Raw genomic sequence first — 23,711 nt, 5'->3', positions numbered from 1 at the left:
TTTGGTTAATTAGATTCTTTGATTTCTACAGGAATACCAGAAATCATTAATATTGCTTTATCGGCATGACTGGCTATATGTTGATTCATCCAACCCTGTAGTTCTGTAAATTTTCTGCCCACTTCAGTAGTAGCATGAACTCCCATTCCGATTTCATTAGAAATGATAATTATAGTCGCATTTATATCTAATAGTTTAGCAAATTCTGCTTTTGCTTGCGACAGAGAGAGCTGGACATCATTTTTTGTATCCATATAGTAGTTGGTAAGCCACAAAGTTACACAATCGATTACAACGATGCTATCCTTTTTTACAACTTTAGAAATTTCTTTTTCTTCTTCTATAGAAGTCCAACGTTCGTCACGATCTGCAATATGCCTATCTATACGTTTGCGATGATCATCATCCCAAACGCGTGAAGTGGCTAGATAATAAGGAGTATCAGATAATTGTAATGCCAAACGTTGTGCATATCCACTTTTACCAGAACGTTCTCCTCCTGTAATGTAATATAACATTGAATTGGTTTTAGAGAAAGCAAAGGTAATTGAATACATTATTTATTTGTTAAAGTAATCCGAAATTCGGTAAAATATAATACATTCGCGCAGAATTTTGGTTCTGATACTCCTTAATCAAGGGAGTTGAGGATTAAAAGGGAATCAGGTACAATAAAAAATGAAGATAGATAAATGAATAGCGATTTTTAATTTTTAATCGTATTTCTAACATCTAGCATCGTAAATCAATATCCCTGAGCTGTTCCCGCAACTGTATGCTGTGTCCACATTAAAATGGATGCTTGTTGTTAATTCTTTATAACCACTGCTCGTTATGGCGATCGGGAAGGTAAACAACAAGACGCGAGCCAGGAGACCTGCCTTTATTCGATGTAATCAAACTTTCGGGACAAAGGTTTGGGTATGGGTAAACTACATACTTTTTTCCGGTAATTGTAAAAATTAAGTGTTTAAGTAATGAACAAAAAAGTATTTTTTGGAACCGCATTTTTAATGTTGGGATCTTCTTTTGTATTTGGACAGGAGATCCAAATAGATGAAGTGGTTAACGAGCTAGACGAGGTGGTTATTTCTGACTCTAAGTTTAGTTTAAAACGAGAACAAAGTGGTAAAGTAATTACTAAAATTACCGCTGCAGAACTAGAACGTAGCCAGGGACAATCGGTAGCTACGGTACTTACAAGAGCAACTGGCTTATTTATTAATGGTAATAGCAGTGTGGCAGGACAAGATCTTGGGGTTTATGTACGAGGAGGGCGTAACCGCCAGGTAGTGATTAGAATTGATGGAGTAACCGTTAGCGATCCTTCTACTTCTTCTGGAGATTTTGATTTACGATTATTATCGGTGAATCAGGTACAGGAAATTGAAATTCTTAAAGGAGCATCGAGTACGCTATATGGCTCGGGAGCTGCGGCTGCAGTAATTAATATTATTACAAAATCTGAGAGTAAGAAAAAAATCGCTGCTAGTTTTCAATCCAGTATAGGGACTAATCAATCTCAGGAAGATCAGGATTATGATATTAATGAATTTGTAAACTTGGCTTCGATTAACGGAACCTTAGGAAAGGTAAGCTATTTGGCAAGTATAGGAAACCAGTTTAGTGATGGATTATCGGCAGCAGAGGTCGAAGGAGCAGAAAGTGATGCGTTTTCTAAATTTAATGTATATGCCAAGTTAGGATACCGATGGAATGATAACTTCAGGTTTCATTTTTTTGGAAATTTGGATCAATATAAAAATGATTTCGATGCTGCTGCAGGAATCGATGGAGACAACCGGTTTGAAAGCCAACAATTAAGAGCAGGGTCTTTTTGGGAAATTAAATATCCTAAGGGGAGTTTTACATTTACAAACAGTTTTGCTTCTTTAGAAAGAGATCTTACCAGGTCTAGCTTTCCTTCAAAATACGAAGGTAATGTACATACTTTTGATGCATATAATAAATATACCTTTAACAATACGCTACATACAGTTATTGGAGCTAATGGTTCGTATAGTAAATTTAGCCTACTAAATATTCCTTTTGGCACAACAAATCTAGAAGAAACAATTAGTGATACCGATGCAGAGTTTGATATAATAGATCCATATATTAATGTAGTATACGCTTCAGATTTTGGTTTTAATCTAAATGTGGGAGCGAGATATAATATTCATAGCACCTATGATAATCATGTTGTCTACAATATAAACCCATCATATACTCATACATTTGGAGATAATTATATCAAAGGATTAGCATCGTATAGTACAGCATATATTACACCGTCGTTATTTCAATTGTATGATACAGCATTTCTTACCGGAAATCCAGATCTTAAACCAGAAGAGAGTACAACTATAGAAGGGGGAGTTGAATTATCTCATAAGAAGAAAGCTACAGTGAGTGTAGTATATTTTAATCGTAAATCAGAAAATTTCATCACCTTTAATCCAACTACTTTTGTGAACTTTAATTCGCCAGACGATATTAAGGTAGATGGAGTAGAAGTAGAGGTGTCTACATTGATGTTAGAAGATAAACTATCAGTAAAAGGGAATTATACATATACTAATATTGATAAATTAGATGATAATATTAGAATTCCTAAACATATGATTAATGCCAGTATAGGTTACCAACTAGGAGAAAAGACATATACTTCGTTAAACTATCAATACAATACTAAGCGTATAGATAATGATTTTGCTAATACAGACCCGGTTACTTTTGCCCCAACACAAGTTTCTCTTGATGGTTATGGGATTTTAGATTTTTACATTAGTCATCGATTACTAAAAAATCTAAATGTTTATGCAGCGATGCATAATATTACCAATGAAGATTATCAGGAGATTTTAGGATTTAGTACCAAAGGTAGAAATGCCAGAATTGGAATTACTCTAGAATTTTAAAATTATCTCCCGGGTCTAATCAAAAAACTCCTAAACGAATAGTTTAGGAGTTTTTATTTTTTTAGAGATGGTTTAGCATTATATGGTACATATTTATCTATTTATGGGAGAAAAAGTAAAATTGTCTTTATACATTCTTTGGTAATTTGGCAATAAAGCTTTAGCCTCCCAATCAATTATATCATTTGTAAATCCATTTTTACTTGTTGCAGTTAAAGTCGCACCACTAACTATAAAATCCAAAGCTGTTTTTAAGAAAGGTTCATCAATTTCTCCTAGAACACCCATACTTGATATATTTTCTTTAAACATAAGATCAGGTGTCAATCCATTTATAAAATCAGTCACTCCATTTTTATTAGCAGATTTTAATACTAAAGGCTGTATAGCGTATGTATGAGTTGAATTGGCGCCTTCTCTTCCAAAACCTTGAGAGTCATAAAGTGTAACAGAAGCTTGAAATTTTCCTGTAGTTAATTCTCCAATTTGGACTACATCGATATAAGGTTCTAACCCGTTAATAACTAACTCACTGGCAGAAGCAGTCCTGTTGGTAGTAAGAACATATAATTTGGTAGCTCCTAAAGAATTAATTTGTTCACCTGTACGAATTGTATTTCCAAATCTGTTGATTAATGCTTCTTCTCCTTCAGCACCAGAAGAAAACTGATTTTGCAATTCATCATTCCATATTTCTTTTGAAAAGATTTCTCCGTTAAATTGCCCTGTGATCATACTCGACATATCTATTGCAGTTCTTACCGATCCACCACCATTGTATCTTAAATCCAGAATTAAATCATTAATTCCATCGGCTTTAAATGTCCCAAAAGCTTCATTTAGTTTTGCATCAAAACTACCAACAAAACTATTATACATTAAATAGCCAATCTTTTGACCTTGATATTCTATAGTTTTAGCAATAAAAATTGGGTTTTCGGTATATTGAACCTTAGTTAATGAAACATTTTGACCTGTTTCGACAATATTTCCATTATTAATATTAATTAAACTGATGCTATACGAATCTTGACCAAAAACGGTATTAAAATCAGTATTTCTAGTTAATTTAACACCGTTAACTGCATTAAAAAGATCTCCACGTTTTAGTCCTTTAGCCTCTGCATCCGTTCCTGGTAATATATAACGTATAAAACCTATAACATCATCAGAATCTTGAGAAACCAAGCTTAAGCCAAAGTCGATTCCATTGCTTTTAGAAACACCATTAAAAGCTTGTTCTAAGGCAATATAGTCATCAACAATAAAACTGAATCGATCTTCTGGATTGGTAGATTTTAATCCATCAAACAATGTTTCTGGAGAGTTGAATTTACTTAAAAATTGAAAAAAATCTTGATTTGTATTAAACCTGTCATTTGCCAGGTCACTTACGTTGGCTTTATACAAATAAGCAGTATTCATGCCTTTCCATATAAATTCATCGATATTTTGATCAGAATTGGTTAATACTTCAGGGGGTGTTCCTTGATCTTGCGGGTTATCATCATCATTAGAGCAAGAAAAAACAATAAATAAGGAAAGAAATAATATTTTAAATTGTACTGTACGCATTTTTGTTTTTAAATTTTTCGTTAAGTATTTTTATTTATACATTCGTTGATAAGTGGGAGAAAACATTTTACTACTTCCTACGCTTTCTAGTTGTAGCAAATTATAATTTTTAGCACTTTTTGTACCTAAAATATTATCTATTGCAGCTTTAAAAAGAGGCTCGTTTTCGTCACCTAAGACATTAAGATTAGAATAATCTTCTTCGATTTCTATTTCTGGAGAAAAACCGCCGTGATAATCGGTAAAACCAACAGAATTACTAGATTTAAGAACTAAAGGTTGCATAGCATATGTATGTCCTGCATTAGCTCCGTCTCTTCCAAAATTATTAGAATCATACAATGTTATTGAGGCTTGAAATTTTCCTCTTGTAGTAGTTCCTACCTGAATCACATTTATATGCGGATCAAGCCCGTTAATTACCAGTTCACTAGCCGAAGCAGAGCTTCTGGTTGTTAAAACATAAACTCTGCTCAAATTAAGACTGTTAATAGCTTCGCCTGTTCTAATTTGATTATCAAAAAGGTTGGTACTCCCAAATTGTGCCTGTCGATCAGAGTTCCATTCTTCTGTCGAAAAAATCTGACCATTAAACTGCCCTGTAATCATACTCGATAAATCAATTGCAGTGGTAACAGATCCACCGCCGTTATATCTTAGATCTAATATTAAATCACTTACATTATCGGATACAAATTTTGCAAAAGCTGCATTAAGCTGGGGATCAAAATCGCCAGTAAAAGAATTATACATAAGATATCCCACAGGGCTACCACCTACATCAATTGTCTTTGATATAAAAACAGGATTCTCGGTATATTGAACTTTGGTAAGAGAAACAGAAGTTCCTGTAGCAGTAACATTAGTACCATCAAAAGTAGCCAGTCCTATAGTATAACTATCGGGGGATAGTAATTGTCTAAAGTTTTGGTCATTCATCTGGGTGCCATTAACCGTATTAAAGATATCTCCTCTCTTTATTCCTTTGGCTTCAGCATCTGTTCCTGGTAACACATAACGTACATATCCAAACACAAGAGATTGGTCGTTTGGATAACGTACAAGGCCATATTCCATACCATTATTCTTTGTAATCCCATCAAAAGCTTGCTCTAAAGCAACATAGTCATCTACAATCCAACTAAACTGGTCAACTTCTACCTGTTCTCCGTTTACTAATACAGTTTGCTTAGATTTTAATTCCGCGAAAATTGCTTCGGGAGTAGAAAATCCTTCTAAAAACTGTGTGTATTCCTGATTCGATGGAAAACGATTATTTGCCAAATCCGGGACATCTGCTTTATATAAGTAATAAAGGTTTAATCCTTTCCATATAAAATCATTTATTTCTGTAGCTCCAGAAATACGGGGTACATCATCGTTATCATCAAAACATGCAGTAAGCAGGTTGCCAACGAAAAACAATAGTGCAAAATACTTTATGTACTTCATCTATTTTATATTTATTGTTTTTATTTGTCTTAATGAAATCCATCAATAATCATTCCGTGAAGAATAAAAATGAAAGTTATACTTATTTCATAATGACCTATACTTCTTATTATAAGGTGATAAATGTAACTACTTTATTATAATTTTAAAAAAGATTGTAACAAATTACTTAGATAGTCGTCTCCCTAATATAAAGCTGACAAAGTTTTATGAAAACCACCAACCAAAATGAAAGAAGGAGCATTTATAACGCTTACAAACGGATTTAAAGATAAGCTTTTTAGGTTAGCTAAACGTTTGCTTGTAAGTAATGAAGAAGCAGAAGATGCTACACAAGAAGTATTACTGAAGCTATGGAAGAATAAAAGTAAAATGGCTGAGTATAAAAATGTAGAAGCTTTTGCGATGACAATGACTAAGAATTATTGTTATGATAAGCTTAAGGCTAAAGAAACAGGGAACCTAAAAATTGTACATAGTAATTATAAGGACGAGAGACCTTCATTACAACGACAAGTAGAAGCTAGAGATAGTTTAGATTGGGTAGGTAAGATTATGGATGGTCTGCCAGAACAACAACGAATGATTATCCAGCTTAGAGATATAGAACAATATAATAATGCAGAAATAGCTGATATGCTAGGACTTAATGAAACGGCAGTTAGAGTTGCATTATCAAGAGGAAGAAAAAAAATTAGAGAAGAATTATTAAAAAAACACAATTATGGAGTTGTCTAACATAGAAAAATTACTAGAGAAGTATTTCGAAGGAGAAACGACCATTTCTGAAGAAAAAGAATTAAAGGTTTACTTTACCAGAGAAACTGTGCCGTCGCATTTAGAGAGATACAAAAATCTATTTCAATATTTTTCTCAAGAGAGTACCATAACGGCTACCAAGGATCTAAAATTAAATACCAGTAGTAGAAAATCCAGATACGCCTGGATGGGTATTGCAGCATCAATAGCTTTGATCGCAGGGATATTTTTAACAAATACACCACCAAACCCAGACGAAACTCTCGGAACTTATGAAGATCCAGAAATAGCTTTACAGGAAACCAAAAAAATCCTCAATATGGTTTCGCAATTAATGAATGAGGGCAAACAGGAATTAGTGTACCTGAACGAGTTTGAAAGCACTACCGAAAAATTAACAAAATAAAAACAAACGACTACCTGAAAAATACTGTTGGTAAAACAGGGTGTAGTAAGGGGATTAAATTTTAAATATTATGAAAAAGTTAGCAATTATTTTAGCCTTTGCAATATTACCATATGTGTCTAACGCACAAAGTAATTTTGATAAATATGAAGATATGAAAGGAGTATCTTCTGTAGTAGTAACCAGTAAAATGTTTAAGCTACTAAGCCAAATAAAATTAGAAAGTAATGATACCGAAGTACAAGAGTATATGAATCTTGTAGAAAACATCAAAAACATCAAGGTCTTTGCTACAGAAAATGCAGCAGTAGGACAAAAGATGAGAGCAGATGTAAGTAACTACCTTAAAAGCTCTTCTCTTGATGAATTAATGAGAGTAAAAAGTGATGGGAAAAATGTAAAATTTTATTCTAAACCAGGAAAAGACGATGATCATGTAAGTGAATTGTTTATGTTTCTTGATGGCGTAAAAGAAGATGGAGATGGACCCAATACTGTAGTACTTACGATAACAGGAGATATTGATTTAAAACAAGTCTCTAAGATTGCAGATCACCTTAATGTACCTGGTGGAGAAGAATTAAAGCACGTGAAAAAGAAAGGAAACTAATCAAGTATTAGGATAAAAAAGATCCAGATTTCTTCTAACCTCATGGTTAGAAGAAATCTGGTCTAAAAACATCAATCAAAAATAATCAACCAACCCACCAGCTTAGGCAGGTGAAAAAAAATAAGAGAAATGAAAAATGTGTATAAAATTTTAGGCATTGTAAGTATATCACTAATGATGAGTTGTAGTAGCGAACCCTCACTACAAAAGTATTTTGTAGATCATCATGGTGATGCTGATTTTATAGCAGTCGATGTACCGACTAGCCTTTTGGATAAAGAAACGGTAGAACTTAATAAAGATGAGAGAGAAGCTTTAGAAAGTATCAAAAAAGTTAACTTTTTGGCTTTGCAACTTACCGAGAGTAATCAAGGTAAATATGAAGAAGAGAGTGCAGCGATAAAAAAGATATTAGATACAGATAAGTATGAAACCTTAATGCGATTTGGATCAGACGGAACCAAAGCAGTACTTAAATATCAAGGAGAAGAAGATGATATCGATGAGGTTATCGTTTTTGCCAAGAATAATGAAAAAGGATTAGCATTAGTACGTGTATTGGGAGATAATATGAGACCCGAAAAAATGGCTATGCTTATGAAATCTGTAGAAAAAGGTAAAATCAACCTTAATGCCTTTAAAGAAATAGCGCAAACTATAGATATTGATGATTAATCAGTAGTAATGATATAAAAAAAAGAGGCTGTTTTTTAACAGCCTCTTTTTTTATGGTTTAAAATCTATTGTTTATATCCCTGTATAGTTAGAAGGAGTAATTTGTTTTAACTCTGATTTTATAGATTCAGAAACATCGAGGGTTTCAATAAAATCAGCAATAGAATTTTGATTTATCTTTTCGTTAGTACGAGTAAGACCTTTTAAAGCTTCATAAGGATTAGGATATCCTTCTCGCCTTAGTATGGTTTGTATAGCTTCTGCAACAACAGCCCAGTTATTCTCAAGATCTTCTGCGAATTTACCTTCATTCAATAAAAGCTTATTTAGCCCTTTCAGTGTAGCCTGAAAAGCAATTAGCGTATGCCCAAAGGGTACACCAACATTTCTAAGTACTGTACTATCGGTAAGGTCACGTTGTAATCGACTTACAGGTAGTTTTGCAGCAAGGTGTTCGAATATGGCATTTGCAATGCCCAGGTTACCTTCACTATTTTCAAAATCAATAGGATTTACTTTATGCGGCATAGCCGAAGAACCAACTTCTCCTTTTTTTATTTTTTGCTTAAAATAATCCATAGATACATAAGTCCATACATCACGATCCAGGTCCAGTATAATCGTATTAATACGTTTTAAACCATCAAACAGTGCAGCCATATGATCATAGTGCTCAATCTGAGTAGTGGGAAAAGAATGATGAAGCCCCAGTTTTTCTTGTACAAAATGAGTCCCAAAAGCTTTCCAGTCGATATTGGGGTAAGCTACTTTATGTGCGTTGTAATTTCCTGTAGCACCACCAAATTTTGCAGCACTTGGTATATCCTTTAGTAAATCAAACTGTGCTTCGATTCTGGTAACATATACCTGAAACTCTTTTCCTAATCGGGTAGGAGAGGCAGGTTGTCCATGAGTACGTGCAAGCATAGGTACGGCAGACCATTCTTCTACCAAAGATTTTAGCTTTGTTAGTAATGCATTGTACTCTGGGATATAAACACTACTAATAGCTTCTTTAATACTTAACGGTACCGCAGTATTATTAATATCCTGAGAGGTTAATCCAAAATGAATAAACTCTTTATATTCTTGTAACCCAAGAGCATCAAATTTCTCTTTGATAAAATACTCTACAGCTTTTACATCATGATTCGTTACTTTTTCTATGTCTTTTATTGCCGAGGCATCCTCGCTAGAAAAATTAGTATAGATTTCTCTTAGCTTATCAAATAACGAAGTATCAATACCTTGTAATTGTGGTAGTGGTAGCTCGCATAAAGCGATAAAATATTCAATTTCTACGAGTACACGATATTTGATTAAGGCTTCTTCACTAAAAAATGCACTAAGAGATTTGGTCTTTGATGCGTAACGCCCATCTATAGGTGAGATTGCTTGCAAAGGGAATAATGACATAATTTTCTTTTTTTGAAGCTGCAAAGATAATTTAATTAATTGCGAATTGCGAAGTACAGGCAACGAATTTTAAAAGTTTCAGATATTAGGTATTAGGTATTAGGTATTAGGTATTGGGTATTGGGTATTGAGTATTGAGTATTGAGTATTAGGTATTGGTTTTTTTCAAATCTTTAAATATTTTTCAACTATCAACTATCAACTATCAACTATCAACTATCAACTATCAACCACTACCCAATTTTTTTCAATACCATTCGAGAACGTGCTTTATAAGCTGCACTGCCGGTATTGTAATTATTCTCTAGTGTAATTTTAAGTTCGGGGTGTACCCAATCGAATTCTGTGCCCAGCAGATATAAAGATGTCATAGAATATGCTTTTGGAGCTACTTTTTGATCTGTAATGATCCAGTCGAAGCATAGTTCTGTTATTTTTTCGCGATGTGTGGTAGTTAAGGCAGCTCTTACTTTAGGGTTCTTTTTTTGGTAATAGGCAATACTTAGATATTCGAATATTTTTGCCATAGGTCGTACAGCAGGATGTTGATATACATTAGGTACAATACTAATAACCGTATCAAGATAAGGGAGAATAGCAGTAAGATCGTGTTTGCATAAAAATTCGAGACCCCAGGAAGCTTTGCACGAGATTTCATCATCTACCCGGGCACAGATATTTAGCAAATCAGGAAGCAGTTCTGGATTCTCAAGGATCATATTAGCAAAAAGCTTCCTTTTTTCACGAGAATGATCTACGGTACTTAATACGTCTTCAAGCGATGTCATAAATAAGGGTATGTCTTCAGGATAAAAGTACAGGTTTTTCAACTTCAAAAATAAACGAACCTATTTAATTTTTTAGCAAATCGAAAAAGTTTAAATGAGTTCAATACATAAAAATATGGATTCCAAATGCGATCAGCATTCTGTAAGTTAAATACTCTAAAATTGAAACCCTAATCTAGCCTGGGGTGATGAGGGTGATTAATCTTCAGTAAACCCGAATTAATAATAATTACTTGTTAAAACCGTTATGTCTTCTATAACAGACAATTATCATCTTATTGACGTTGAATCCATATGGAGAACTTGTTTTTGGTAAGTGTCTTCTTAAAGTATACTAAAATGATAAAAAGAATTCTTTTTCTACTCGTATTGATTTTTTTGATATCACAGTTTTTACGACCGACTAAAAACGAGGCAAGCTACGATAGTATTGCTACGTTCGAAGCAGCTACCATGGTTCCTGCAGAGGTTAAAACAATTTTGCAGAATCAATGTTATGATTGTCATAGTAATGTTACACGATACCCCTGGTATATGGAGGTTAGTCCCATTTCGCATTGGATGGCCTATCATATAAAAGAAGGAAAAGAGCATTTTAATGTCTCTGACTGGGAGTCGTACACCGATAAGCAAAAGGATCATAAGCTAGAAGAGTTTATAGAAATGATAGAGAAGAAAGAAATGCCTTTAGAATCCTATACCTGGATGCATGGTAAATTACCAGCTAATGATGCAGAAAAACTAATCAATTGGGCAAAAGAAACCAGTAAAGCAATAACCAAAGGTGAAGAAGATCCACAGAAAAAAGTAACAGATTCGTTGCCTGTAAAAGTATCAGATTCTACCGTTGTAGATAGTATTTAACCCGAATTCTCAGTGTCCTAAATTAGGAGGAAATACTATCTCTATGTCACACTAAGCCTGTCGAAGTGCATTAAAAACAGCGGCTTTATTGGTCTTCGATAGGCCTGTCATGAGTTTGTCGAAGGACTCAGACCTACAAAACAAGACCTCACAGGTTTTTAAAACCTGTGAGGTCTGCTTGTTTCCATATATAATACCTTAATTAATGATCACCCTAACAACTCATTCACCACTTTAGTCACTCCCGTAGTAGCTTTCTCTGCTAGTATGGTAAGATGCTCTGTAGGGGAAATTGCCGGATTGGGATCGATAAAATAAACAGGAGTTTTATACTTGGCATATTGTAGTAGTCCGGCAGCAGGGTATACCTGCATAGAGGTACCAATAATCATAAGAATATCTGCCCGTTCTGTAATATTTATAGCTCGATCCATCATAGGTACTGCTTCGCCAAACCATACGATATGAGGTCGTAGTTGCGAATTATGCTCGCAATGATCCCCGAGAACCAGGTCGTGTTTCCAGTCGAGTACCAATTGCTCATCGAACTGACTTCGCACTTTTAGTAATTCGCCATGCAGATGTATCACATTATTACTTCCTGCTCTTTCATGCAGGTCATCTACATTTTGAGTAATGATAGAAACGTTAAATTTCTTTTCCAAAGCTACCAGATCAAGATGCGCTTTGTTAGGAGTTACTGTATGTAGTTGGCTACGTCTTTTATTATAAAAATCGAGAACCAATTCTGGATTGTTTCTCCACCCTTGCGGAGAAGCTACCTCCATAACATCATGTCCTTCCCATAAACCATTGGCATCTCTAAACGTATTGATCCCGCTTTCTGCGCTAATTCCTGCTCCCGTAAGTACGACTATATTTTGCATAGATTTATTTGATATATGATTTTATTGTAATGTAAATCTAATATAAGAAAAGCTATCAATTCGAAATCCTAAATAAAAATTTATCTGAGAAATGTATTTACGTTCCAAAGCAGGGCTTTGAAAACTTTTTCACTAGTATAAGATTTGTTTTGGGTTTGCAACATCTATAAAACCTTGGAAAGATTTTAGCAAAACTAATCTGGTTTTCAGTGTAACTGAAAAATACCTTACGACATAGCGTAAGTTGTGGGCGAGATGATGTGGTTGGTTGCCTTTTCTTTTGGTTCTGTTTGCTGCCGGGCAAGCAAAGAAATCGTAGATTCATGAACTCAATATTATCAAATAAAAACCTTGTGAACTAAAATGAACAGAAGGACCAATCAAAGCTGCTAATTTTATGCTTAAAATCAAAAGGATTAAAATAATACGTTAATTCGATTGCCGAGCTTTAGTGCTACACTCTAATTAATGCCTTTTTATATCCCAAAACCTTGTGTTAAAATCATAAGCAGAAGTTAATAATAGACAGATTTAGATGATGTATTCTTAAAAAAAGCACAAATCGAAGGTGTTTTATCGCAATTTTTTGACTACTAAACGTAGTTTTTGGCTTTTTTTAACAAATCCATAAGTGTATTGTTAAATTCCTTCATTTAGTTTATTTACAATTTTATCCGATAAAAAGCGTTTATATATCGATAAAGAACATTATGTAACCCCTTGACACCAAAGGGCTTCCGTAATTTTATTACGGTTTTACCGTATACAAAAAAAGTGTAAATACCCTATCTTGTAAGTAGAATAATTCAGCATATATTAACCAACACAAATTTTTTAACTCATACCCTATGAAATATCCTTATGTAATCATTGATAATGATCAGAAAATTGCAGATTCTATCCAAATCTCTCTAGAAGAGCAGCCAGATTATATCTGTACAGGAATAGCAAAAGACGAGCAGGATGCATTGGATTTAATTTTAGAGAGAAGACCCAGACTTGTTTTTTTAGAGCCAGAAGTGCCAGGAATAGATACCGTAACAACAAAGTATTCTTTAATGACCGAGCTTTCTAAGTATATGTCGCGGTTACCAGAGTTTATTGTAATCACCAAAACATCAGATTATGCTATAGAAGGCATACGTAACAGAATTATGGATTATATCCTTAAACCCTTTAGCAAAGGGCAGATAAACAGAACCTTAATGAGGTTCGAAAAAGACTTTGGCCAGAGTGGTGATAATACCCTATGTTTTAAGTCTTATGGAGACTATCGATTTGTAGATGTAGATGAGATATTATACCTAAAAGCAGATAATAATACCACAGATTTTATAATGAGTAATGGTACTAAGGTAGAAGCTTTTAAGACCTTAAAACATTTTCAGAACCTGTTGCCAGATCATTTTGTGCGTATACATAACAGTTATATTATTAATACCGATTATGTATCGAGAATACATTTCGGAAAAGCAAAATGCGCCATCAAAAATACAGATGATTTAATCCCCTTCTCTAAGTCGTATAAAAACAATGTAGAAGAAATTAAAGATTCCTTAGCAAAGAAAAGTTTGATCTATATATAGAACTCATCTTGAGTAATGCTTTTGCCTACAAAATTCACATTTTGCACTCTAATTTTGCTATTTTTTTTCAACGTAGCTAAGGCTATGCTGAAAAAATAATAACTTCATTACGGCACAAAAGCCAAACTTTTCGGCTTAAAACCACTACTCAAGATGAGTTCATAAAATAGATTGGATTCGTATATATCTCAACCGATAAATTGTAGGATTTATCGGTTTTTTTATGCGATAAAGCCAGTATTTGTATTACAAAACTGTTAGTACTGCGTTTCCTACAAAAAAGTGTGAAATTAAAAATAGGTTCATTTACCCGTATAATCGGTTCATGTACATCTCATAGGGCACCAGTTACTAAACACACCTTAATATATTAGGCGCGAGGGGGATATCGAGCTACATTTGTAGTGTACAATTAGAGATACACATCATTAAAAATGTATATAAAAAGAGTACTCTAAAAAATAAACGTCGTATGCGCAACGACAACCCAAATTAAATAAAAACAAACATACCCCGTTAAAGACTATATGTCTTTTGAAAAGTAAATTTAAACTAAAAAAACTAACATTATGAAAACTGTAAAAACTATATTCGCTATACTATTCTTAAGTACTATGTTTATCGCTTGTGAAGCTGATGCCGTAAATGATGAAGTTGGAATTGAAGATGTTGAAACAATTGGAGAAGATGGAGCGGATGAAACAAGTCCAGAATTACAAGGATAAAAAATAAAGAAATATTATAATATATATCTGATAACCAAAAACTAACATTATGAAAACTATAAAAACTATATTCGCTATATTATTCCTAACTACAATGTTTATGTCATGTGAAACAGATACTCTAAATGATGAAGTTGGCTTTGAAGAAGTTGATACTTTTGGTGAAGATGGAGCAGATGAGACATCTCCTGGTAATGAATGATATACTAAAATAAATATTATGATAAAACAAGTCTTAATCTTAATTAAGGCTTGTTTTTTGTTTTTTTACTTTTTTTCTTTATTAGATTTTGTTAAATTGAAATAAAATGATTCATAGAATGTTACGATTTTTTCTAAAATCGATTTCTCTTTGCTGTTTAATCTTGTGTGTTAGCTGTAACCAACCTGATAAAACTGTCGAAAGTAATAAATTGAAATCTGATCTTGTAGATAGTTATATAAAAAAGGCAAAGGACAAGAAAATGCCTATTGAAGAACGTAAACAGAATTTAGAAAAAGCATATACCATTTATTCTACTCTAGAGGATAACTCATTTAAAATAAAAAAGATTCAAGAAATTTCGATTCAATATTATAATCTTAAAGATTATGATAGTTATAAGGAGATGAATGAAAAAGCTTTAAAATTATCTGTTTTGATAGGAGATTCTTTAAATTTGGCTAGATCCTATTTTTTTGTAGGGCTTTATTATAGAAGTTCTAAATTGGATGTTGCTTTCAAGAATTTTCACGAAGCAGATAAAATTTATTCTTCGTTAGATCATCAAAAATATAAATCTAAAGATTATGCGTTTGATCATGGAAAAGCATTAATTGATATCGCTAGAATACAACAACGAACTAAAGATTATAATGAGAGTGAAGCTACAACTATTAAGGCTATTAAAAAGTTTGAGTTATCTGAAAATTTCCAATACCTACCTTTATGTTATACCAATTTAGGGATACTAGCAAAATATTTGGAACGATATCAGGAGTCAGTAGAATACCATTTAAAAGCAATTGAATATGCTAAAGGAACAAATAAAGAGGTACTACAAACAGTATTATCCTTTAATAATATAGGTACGGTATATAAATCTCAACAAAAATATGATAAGGCAAAAGAATATTATCATAAGGGGTTGTCTTACATAGAATTTTTAAATAAAAATCCTAAACGACATTCTCTATTACTTGATAATTTAGGATATGTTAAATTTTTATCTAAGGATGCAGAAGATATTCCCGATCTTTTCTACAAGTCATTAAAAATTAGAGATAGTATTGATGATAAATTTGGTATTGCTACCAATACCTTACATCTGGCAGAATATTATCAATCAATTGCTGAGGATAGTATTGCCAAAATGTATGCCGATCAGTCTAGAAATATATCTTTGGAATTACAAAATAATGAAGAGTTGCTTAAAGCATATAAGGTACTGTCAGAAGTTTCGGATAGTAAAGAAGGGTTAAATTACGCAAATACATATATAAAGCTTAACGATAGTTTGATAAAAGAAGAACGTTTGTTTAGAGATAAATTTGCCCGTATTCAATTTGAAACCGATGAGATTGTAGAAGAAAACCAGCAGATTAGTAGAGAAAATCAAATCTTAATCATTGCCATATTAGGGCTAACCGCCTTATTTTTATTGGGGTATATTATCTTTAGACAGCAACAGAGCAATAAAGAACTGCTATTTGCGCAAACCCAGCAAGAATCTAACGAAGAGATTTATCGATTACTACTTAATCAACAAATCAAACTAGAAGAAGGTAGACAGCTAGAGCAGCAACGTATGTCCGAGGAGTTGCACGATGGGGTACTGGGTAGGTTGTTTGGGGTACGACTAAGTCTCGATGGGATCAACCAGCGTGCCAACGATGGTTTTACAGAAACCAGAAATAAATATATAGACGAGCTTAAAGCCATAGAAAAAGAAATACGATTAATCTCTCATGATCTTGGTGCAGAGACTTTACCGTCTGATGTGGCCTATATCGATGCCGTAGAAAACCTGATCAAGGACCTGTGCGAAGTACATAATATAGAGTTTGAGTTTAATAATGACGAGGATATCGATTGGGAGGGTATAGACGACCAGAAAAAGGTAAACTTTTTTAGGATTTTACAAGAGTCTATGCAGAATATCTTTAAACATGCTCATGCAGATCATATAAAAATTAATTTCGAATATGTGGATAGTACCATAAATCTTACTATTTTAGATGATGGAATAGGATTTAAAGCAAATAAGGTTAAAAAAGGAATTGGTTTAAAAAACATTACATCAAGAGTTAGTCAGATGAATGGAGAAGTTCAATTTCTAAGCAACGAAGGCTCTGGTACTACAGTATCGGTACGCGTACCCATAGAAGCCATAGTTGAAGAAGTGTACTAAATAATCTATGCTCATACTATTTTACGTATTATTAAGTTTAAATAGCAAGGGGTGAAAATTTTAAAACCTAAAAAACAACAAATTTTAAGATGAAGAAAAAGCTAAAAGTTCTTATGATTGATGATCATCCTATGATTATCGAAGGGTATAAGAATACCTTATTAGGAGAAAATCAAAAAGAATATCAAATTAAGATTGACATCGCCTCTAATTGTGATGATGCATATGCCAGTATCGTAAAATCTTCAGAGACGGTTCCTTATGATATGCTTTTTGTTGATATTAAATTACCTCCTTCTTCAGATGGATCGATTACCTCTGGTGAGGATTTGGCAAAGCATGCAAAAGAGCTGTTGCCAAAATCAAAGATCATTATCTTAACCATGCATAGAGAAGATCATAGAATACATAATATCCTTAAGAATATTAATCCGGCAGGATTCTTAATCAAGAGTGATCTTACTTCTAGCGAATTATTATTAGCATTTAATAATATCTTAAAAGGTAAAGCGTATTATAGCGCTACAGTAAATGATCATTTTAGAAAAATGATGACAAATAAATTTTCTTTAGATGAGAAAAACCTAAAGATCTTATATCATTTATCTCGTGGTGTTAAGACCAAGAATTTACCTAATTATGTAAGCTTATCATTAAGTGCAATCGAGAAAAGAAAGAACCAGATCAAAGAAATGTTTTCTATTGCCAAAGCAGATGATCAAATGTTATTAGAAGAAGCTAGAAAAAGAGGATTTATATAAAGAACAAATACGATATAGAAAAGGCTTAATTCTTTGTTTTTACTTAGAATTAAGCCTTTTTTTTATAAGGTATTTTTCAGGGTCCGGTCGATTAATATTTCAGGGGGTATAAAAACTGTCAATTCGAGTGAATTTTACGATTAGAATGAGTAAAATTTGTATCGAGAATAGGTTTTTAGCATTGAAATGCTTGTTTTCGATACAAAGCTATCGAGACCTTTTTTGATTATTAAGGATTATTCGTGTTTGGCTGGCATCTCATTACGTTTCGTACAAATTCACTCTGTCATTCCGGACTTGATCCGGAATCCACATTAAATAAAAATAACTATTTATAAATATCTACCTCTTTTATTTTTTTGGATTTTACTTGTATTCAGGCATATAAATATATGATATACGGTTTTACCACAATTATTTTGAGGGTTTAAATTGCTCTTAATCAAAGTTTTATACATACATTTATAATGTTAAAAAAAACTTAACAGAAACCTGGATGTAAAATAGTTTAGTTATTAAAGACAGTAGTGCCTACCCCAACTATTAGATACGTCTTTTTTAAGTATACGATATCATCAAATTACCATTGTCATAATGTAAATACTACTAATCATGTACCCAATCGCATGGTTAAGTTAATGAGCTAATTTTTAGATATTAATTAAATTATTCTACTTATGACTACATTTACTTTTTTCTTAGTAAGGGTGATGCAAATGCTTTTTAAGTCATCTTTTTACCTCGTATATAACATCTATACCATGTGTATAGGATCTGATTCTTTTTCAGATCTAAAAACAATGGATATGACCAATTATAGCACCTCTTAAGGAATATAAGAGTGTATATGCAGTATTAGCATATGAACCAGTTTGTTATTATTATATAGTGTTAAACAACAAAATATAAAACAACACTGCAACTGTAAAACTTTGGCGAGCCAACAAAAGCAGTGTCTGGAATAGAAATACTAATTACAATTTAGAAGCAATACATCTCATGATGTTTTCTAAAAAAGAACTCAGAATTCTTATTTTTTGAGTTGGTGGTTTCCCAGACCTGATCATGATTTTCCTTTCTAAATATAGAATCCTCCCAAAGATCAGTTTAACAACAAGATAGTAAGAAGTCATAAAGATTTCAATTAAAAAACGAATACATAAATAACTAATCTATCCAATCATTACGATTGTAAATTTTAAACCATTAATCTATGAAAACAACAACCAAATTCTTAGTACTGCTACTCTGTATTGGCGTTAGTAGTTCGATTTATTCTCAATCTCCAAATATCGTAGTTATTATAGCCGATGATATGGGGTGGTCACAAGTGAGTACGGGGGCAACTAACATTAATAACCCCAGTGATTTTTATGAGACACCAACTTTAGAAACGTTGGCGACTCAAGGTATTGCATTTCCGCAGGCCTATGTAAACGGGGCAAATTGTGCACCAACCAGGGCAGCAATTTTAAGCGGGCAATATGCATCAAGACCCGATAATAACGTATTTGCGGTAAATGGTTTAAATAGAGGAGGAAGTTCTACCTTATTAGTAGGCCCTAGCCAGGGATTATCTAACGGAGAAGATGAAATTCCTGCCAGTGCGATTACAATAGCCGAGACCATAAAAGCAAGTGGATATACAACAGCTCATTTTGGAAAATATCACTCGGGAGGAAGCATGAGCAATGGACCTACCGATCAAGGGTTTGATTTTAACTATGGAGGCGGTTCTGATGGTGCTCCGGGAAGCTATTTTGCTTCGCAATCTGGGGGTGTTTGGACTTTTCATAGCAGGATAGGCCCAGAGCTAGATCCATATGCCGATCCATATACACTAAGTGAATCTATGGCACTAGCAGGAGATAACTCTCTAGAAGGAACAGCAAAACATGTAACAGATGCGATGGCGGATGCCGCAATCGATTTTATGAATGCAAATAATACATCTCCGTTTTTTATGCATTTTAGTAATTATGCAATACATGGCCCTTGGGGGCAGGCAAATGCAAGGCCAGATTTATATGCCAAGTACGTGGCTAAAAATAATACAAACCCCAGCCAGATGGGGCATACTAATGTAAGCCAGGCAGCAATCGCCGAAGGAATGGATCAAACCATTAGCAGACTTATCGATTACCTAAAAACAACGGCAGATCCAAGAAATCCTGGTCATATGTTATCAGAAAATACATTGGTATATTTTATTTCTGATAATGGTGGTGCTATCGGAACAGAAGATAATGGTCCTTTACGAGGAATGAAAGGCGAGCATTATGAAGGCGGAGTACGATCAATTACTATAGCATGGTCAGAAGGTTTATTGGCAAATACAGGTACAATTAATAATACGCCTATTGTTGCTTTTGACCTGTATCCAACACTTGTAGAAGCCGCAGGAGGAACATTACCAACAGGATATGATATCGATGGTGTAAGCCAATGGTCTATGTTAACCGGTACGAATCCTAACCTAAATAGAGATGCAATCTACTGGCATTTTCCTGGATACCTAATTGATTCTAAACGTGATCAAAGACCTGTATCTATTATACGAAAAGGAGACTACAAGTTGATTCATAATTTTGAAACAGCTTCTTATGAAATGTATAATCTTATAACCGATATTGGCGAAGCGACTAACTTATTATCAGGAAGCCCTGATAATGCAACCTTAACTATCGCAAATGATCTAAGTACCGATCTTCGTAACTATCTGATTAATATATCTGCTCCTTTGCCTACCTATAGAAGTAGTGGACTTACGGTTCCGTTACCAGAAATTATCCAGATCAACCCACCAGTTGTGAGTTGTGTTGAACCAGATACATATTTAGCACTTTGGAATTTTGATGTTGGGGTAGATGCAAATGATGCTTCTGCAAATAATAATGATCCTCTTTCGACTATAGGAACGTTAACTTACGATGCTGTAGATTTTAAAGAAGGAGATCGATCTGCTGTATTTGATGGAGCTACAAAAATACAGTACAGTGAGAACCCTGGTCCGTTTTTGATTGCATCGATGTCGCAAAGAAGTGTTGCCATGTGGATAAAACCAACTGCACTGTCTGGTATCCAGAATCTTTTTGAAGAAGGAGGAGGAGTTAGCGGAGTTGTATTGAGATTAAACGGTTCAAACCTGGAGTCTATAGTAAGAAATAGCGCTACGGTTTCTGATAGTCATAGTGTAGCTTTTCCAAATGATGGAGATTGGCACCATGTTGCTGTAGTGTATAATGGCGGAAGTACCAGTCATAGTTTATATATTGATGGTGTTTCTGCTGCTTCAAGTAGTGCAGCGCCAGGTTCTGTTCCTACACATATAGGATCAGGAGGAATTGGTGGTGTACAGAAAAAAGATAGTTTTGGAGAAACTGTAGATAATTTTTATACCGGGAAAATGGATGCAGTTGTTGTGTATGATTTTGCACTCTCTGCGGCACAGGTGATCACATCTGGATGTCTCCCAGATCCTAACCCATCACAATGTACATATGCGGTTATTAACTCAGAAGATTTCGAATCCGGGTGGGGCGTATGGTCCGGTGGTGGATCTGATGCAAGAAGAAGTTCTAGCGATGCAGCGTATGCAAATTCGGGAACCTATTGTATACGATTACGAGATAACACATCTACATCGGTGATGACGACTTCTAATTTTGATATGACAAGTTATGAAGAGTTAACGATTAATTTCTCGTATTACTGTAGAAGTATGGATAATAGTAATGAAGATTTCTGGCTTCAGATATCAACAGATGGTGGAGCAAACTTTACTACTGTAGAAGAATGGAATCAATCTGATGAATTTGTAAATGATCAACGTTATAATGATCAGGTAGTAATCCCGGGGCCTTTTACGGCAACAACTCAACTTCGATTTAGAGCAGATGCATCTGGTAATTCAGATTGGGTGTATATTGATGATGTAGTGATTAATGGTTGTAGTACTCCAACTGCTTCTATGACCAGCGCACCAATTGTTAATGATGTACCTACAGAAGCAGAAGTGCAACCAGAGGCACAAGCCGAAGAGCAAGAAGCAGTAACAGAAGAAACGATATCTAAAGATGATATGTTTTCGATATATCCAAATCCATTTGGAAACCAGATATATATCACTTCAAAAGAAAATAGTGATCAAAATACAGAAGTCGAGATACTTAATAATTTAGGACAGTCAATTTTCTTGAAATCATATACAAATCAAGAAAGAATTAAAGTGCCTACTCAAGATTTATCTACGGGACAGTATTTTATAAAAATAAGTGTTGGTGATACTATAATTCAAAAACGATTGATCAAGATGTAATGTAAATTATAGTATATCATTTGTATTTTGAATTTACTGGCAAAGAAAATTAAGATTTTTTTGTTTCAGTAAAGAAGAAAAATCAAGCATAGCAGGACTACGGTTTATTTTTATTCTGAAACTGAGATGAAAAAAGAACATTTTATTCCAGTAGGTTTAAAGTGCAAATGGTATTAGATCAGATGTTCAGTAAGGTACGAATGCAAATTAAAAAGAGGTTATCAAAATGGTAACCTCTTTTGTTTTTTTGATATAAAGAAAATCGTTGCAATATTGAACCTTGTCAAAATCAAAATAGAACGCAAATCGTGTTTACATTCTGATAGACTTAATTTGATACTAGTACTACTTAATTTCTTAACCAAATGACCTTAAATAGGTGCGGGTTACTTTTTTAGAAATTGTATTACGTATTCGTAGGATTCTCTCAAATTCATGTCTTTTATCCCGAAAATTGATGATTTCAACCTGTTTTTATGGTAAAACCGTAATTATTTTGGTGTTTTAAGATACTCATAATCAAAGTTTTATGTATACATTTATAATGTTAATAAAAGCATAACGTAAACACATTACTTAAAATAGATATTGCTTATAGAAAAAATTACACTAGACATTTTATTTCTTACCCCTTGATGTCCCAAATGTGTTATTTTTTTATAGCTATTTAGCATAGAAAATTACGGCAATATTGCTGTGATATAGTATAGTATTTATTTGCCCGTAGATATTATAGTTAGTGAACTTTAATCGATATAATAAATTGCTTATGGACTGCACTACTTTTATTTCCTTCGTAAAATGTGTGATGATGTTTTCCTCATCTGATTTTTTCATATGCAAAAGATATAATACCATTTTGAAAATACAAAACATGTGATTTTCAGAATCTGTTACCAAACAATGCTTTGGTGTTTAATGTAGAAGGAAAAGATAATTTTTGTTTGATAATGTACATAAATAATAATGAGAATATAGCATAGAAAAATAACAATCCCGGAATTGTAAACCTTTTGGCGAGCCAGCAATCCCAGGGATCTGAATAACGATCAATTTAATACTAAATTAACCATTATGAGGTTTCATTTTTTTGCATCAAAAGATGTACAAAGGTCTTCTTATATAAAAGATAGTTTTTCTGGTATCTACACGAATTATGTTCGAAAAATAGATACGCTATCTAACTATAACATCATAATTTTGATGGGAGTAATTACGCTTCTATTAGTATTATACTCTTTTATTGCATATTCATTTTTAGAGTCTTCCTCTGTCCTTTTATTAAAAAGTAATAATCGCACCGAGCTACCTATAGAAAATAGTACCGCTTTTAAAGATAGTATACATACTCATGTATATCCATATTTATATAAAAGTAAAACATATAATACCATCCATGACTCAAAAAATAGTGTGGTAAGTACTACTCATACTTCTTTTCAGAAATATTTAAGATCAATTCAGCAAGACTACACATTAGTTGGCGGTATTACGCTGCTATGTATTTCTAAAAACATAGTAGCTATGGATTCGTATGAGTCCCTTCAGAATAATAATAAAACAATTTTATCATAAATA

At 33.4% G+C, this 23,711-nt stretch carries 18 protein-coding genes and 1 riboswitch; of the genes, 12 read left to right on the top strand and 6 right to left on the bottom strand.

Annotated elements, in window-relative coordinates; genetic code table 11:
- Positions 1-5: 5 nt before the first annotated feature.
- Entirely contained in the window at positions 6-518 is a 513-nt protein-coding gene (locus NNH57_RS06455; protein WP_074409421.1) for a bifunctional adenosylcobinamide kinase/adenosylcobinamide-phosphate guanylyltransferase, read from the bottom strand.
- A gap of 81 nt (positions 519-599) precedes the next feature.
- Positions 600-899: riboswitch (cobalamin riboswitch) on the top strand.
- Positions 900-977: 78 nt separating this feature from the next.
- Here NNH57_RS06455 and NNH57_RS06450 point away from each other — a divergent pair.
- Positions 978-2,921, top strand: coding sequence for a TonB-dependent receptor plug domain-containing protein (locus tag NNH57_RS06450; protein ID WP_108809462.1), 1,944 nt, complete (start codon positions 978-980; stop codon positions 2,919-2,921).
- A 93-nt stretch (positions 2,922-3,014) separates the two neighbouring features.
- Here the strand turns inward: NNH57_RS06450 and NNH57_RS06445 are convergent, their stop codons facing one another.
- Both NNH57_RS06445 and NNH57_RS06440 read right to left on the bottom strand, forming a co-directional pair.
- Entirely contained in the window at positions 3,015-4,496 is a 1,482-nt protein-coding gene (locus NNH57_RS06445) for a S41 family peptidase (RefSeq protein WP_108809463.1), read from the bottom strand.
- 30 nt (positions 4,497-4,526) lie between these two features.
- Positions 4,527-5,948 (bottom strand): S41 family peptidase, encoded by a 1,422-nt coding sequence (locus NNH57_RS06440; protein ID WP_108809464.1) that lies wholly within the window; start codon positions 5,946-5,948, stop codon positions 4,527-4,529.
- A 228-nt stretch (positions 5,949-6,176) separates the two neighbouring features.
- Here NNH57_RS06440 and NNH57_RS06435 point away from each other — a divergent pair, with 228 nt between their 5' ends.
- The 4 genes from NNH57_RS06435 (at position 6,177) to NNH57_RS06420 (ending at position 8,398) form a co-directional block, all read left to right on the top strand.
- Positions 6,177-6,686 (top strand): RNA polymerase sigma factor, encoded by a 510-nt coding sequence (locus NNH57_RS06435; protein WP_074409142.1) that lies wholly within the window; start codon positions 6,177-6,179, stop codon positions 6,684-6,686.
- Positions 6,673-7,113: a hypothetical protein gene (locus NNH57_RS06430; protein ID WP_074409141.1), complete on the top strand. Its 441-nt coding sequence runs from the start codon at positions 6,673-6,675 to the stop codon at positions 7,111-7,113. The genes NNH57_RS06435 and NNH57_RS06430 overlap by 14 nt, the downstream gene beginning before the upstream one ends.
- 70 nt (positions 7,114-7,183) lie before the next feature.
- A complete protein-coding gene (locus NNH57_RS06425) occupies positions 7,184-7,723 on the top strand; it encodes a DUF4252 domain-containing protein (protein WP_074409140.1) in 540 nt (179 codons plus the stop codon).
- 129 nt (positions 7,724-7,852) lie between these two features.
- Entirely contained in the window at positions 7,853-8,398 is a 546-nt protein-coding gene (locus NNH57_RS06420) for a DUF4252 domain-containing protein (protein ID WP_074409139.1), read from the top strand.
- A gap of 72 nt (positions 8,399-8,470) precedes the next feature.
- Here NNH57_RS06420 and purB read toward each other — a convergent pair whose 3' ends face one another.
- Together purB and NNH57_RS06410 are read right to left on the bottom strand one after the other, a co-directional pair.
- Positions 8,471-9,814 carry an adenylosuccinate lyase gene (gene purB / locus NNH57_RS06415; protein WP_108809465.1) on the bottom strand — a complete coding sequence of 448 codons (1,344 nt, stop codon included), beginning with the start codon at positions 9,812-9,814 and terminating at the stop codon, positions 8,471-8,473.
- 233 nt (positions 9,815-10,047) lie between these two features.
- Positions 10,048-10,602 (bottom strand): adenylosuccinate lyase, encoded by a 555-nt coding sequence (locus NNH57_RS06410; RefSeq protein WP_108809466.1) that lies wholly within the window; start codon positions 10,600-10,602, stop codon positions 10,048-10,050.
- A gap of 339 nt (positions 10,603-10,941) precedes the next feature.
- Here NNH57_RS06410 and NNH57_RS06405 point away from each other — a divergent pair, with 339 nt between their 5' ends.
- Positions 10,942-11,466, top strand: coding sequence for a heme-binding domain-containing protein (locus tag NNH57_RS06405; protein ID WP_108809467.1), 525 nt, complete (start codon positions 10,942-10,944; stop codon positions 11,464-11,466).
- Positions 11,467-11,675: 209 nt separating this feature from the next.
- Here NNH57_RS06405 and NNH57_RS06400 read toward each other — a convergent pair whose 3' ends face one another.
- Entirely contained in the window at positions 11,676-12,353 is a 678-nt protein-coding gene (locus NNH57_RS06400; protein WP_074409135.1) for an SIR2 family NAD-dependent protein deacylase, read from the bottom strand.
- A gap of 848 nt (positions 12,354-13,201) precedes the next feature.
- On the opposite strand from NNH57_RS06400, the gene NNH57_RS06395 reads away from it, so the two are divergent.
- The 6 genes from NNH57_RS06395 (at position 13,202) to NNH57_RS06370 (ending at position 23,708) form a co-directional block, all read left to right on the top strand.
- Positions 13,202-13,939 carry a LytR/AlgR family response regulator transcription factor gene (locus tag NNH57_RS06395; protein ID WP_025664287.1) on the top strand — a complete coding sequence of 246 codons (738 nt, stop codon included), beginning with the start codon at positions 13,202-13,204 and terminating at the stop codon, positions 13,937-13,939.
- A 569-nt stretch (positions 13,940-14,508) separates the two neighbouring features.
- Complete coding sequence (locus NNH57_RS06390) at positions 14,509-14,664, top strand: hypothetical protein (RefSeq protein WP_159099346.1); 156 nt, start codon at positions 14,509-14,511, stop codon at positions 14,662-14,664.
- 413 nt (positions 14,665-15,077) lie between these two features.
- Positions 15,078-17,054 (top strand): tetratricopeptide repeat-containing sensor histidine kinase, encoded by a 1,977-nt coding sequence (locus NNH57_RS06385; RefSeq protein WP_159099347.1) that lies wholly within the window; start codon positions 15,078-15,080, stop codon positions 17,052-17,054.
- An 89-nt stretch (positions 17,055-17,143) separates the two neighbouring features.
- Positions 17,144-17,815 carry a response regulator gene (locus NNH57_RS06380; protein ID WP_025664289.1) on the top strand — a complete coding sequence of 224 codons (672 nt, stop codon included), beginning with the start codon at positions 17,144-17,146 and terminating at the stop codon, positions 17,813-17,815.
- Positions 17,816-19,028: 1,213 nt separating this feature from the next.
- The gene (locus NNH57_RS06375) at positions 19,029-22,133 is read left to right on the top strand and encodes a sulfatase-like hydrolase/transferase (protein WP_108809469.1); all 3,105 of its coding nucleotides are present in this window, start codon (positions 19,029-19,031) and stop codon (positions 22,131-22,133) included.
- Between the two features lie 1,074 nt (positions 22,134-23,207).
- The gene (locus NNH57_RS06370; RefSeq protein WP_074409131.1) at positions 23,208-23,708 is read left to right on the top strand and encodes a hypothetical protein; all 501 of its coding nucleotides are present in this window, start codon (positions 23,208-23,210) and stop codon (positions 23,706-23,708) included.
- Positions 23,709-23,711 lie beyond the last annotated feature (3 nt).

It is taken from the genome of Aquimarina spinulae (genome assembly GCF_943373825.1).
Lineage (GTDB): Bacteria > Bacteroidota > Bacteroidia > Flavobacteriales > Flavobacteriaceae > Aquimarina > Aquimarina spinulae.
Note: the sequence above shows the minus strand (reverse complement) of the source record. Positions and strands in the feature narration are given on the sequence as shown.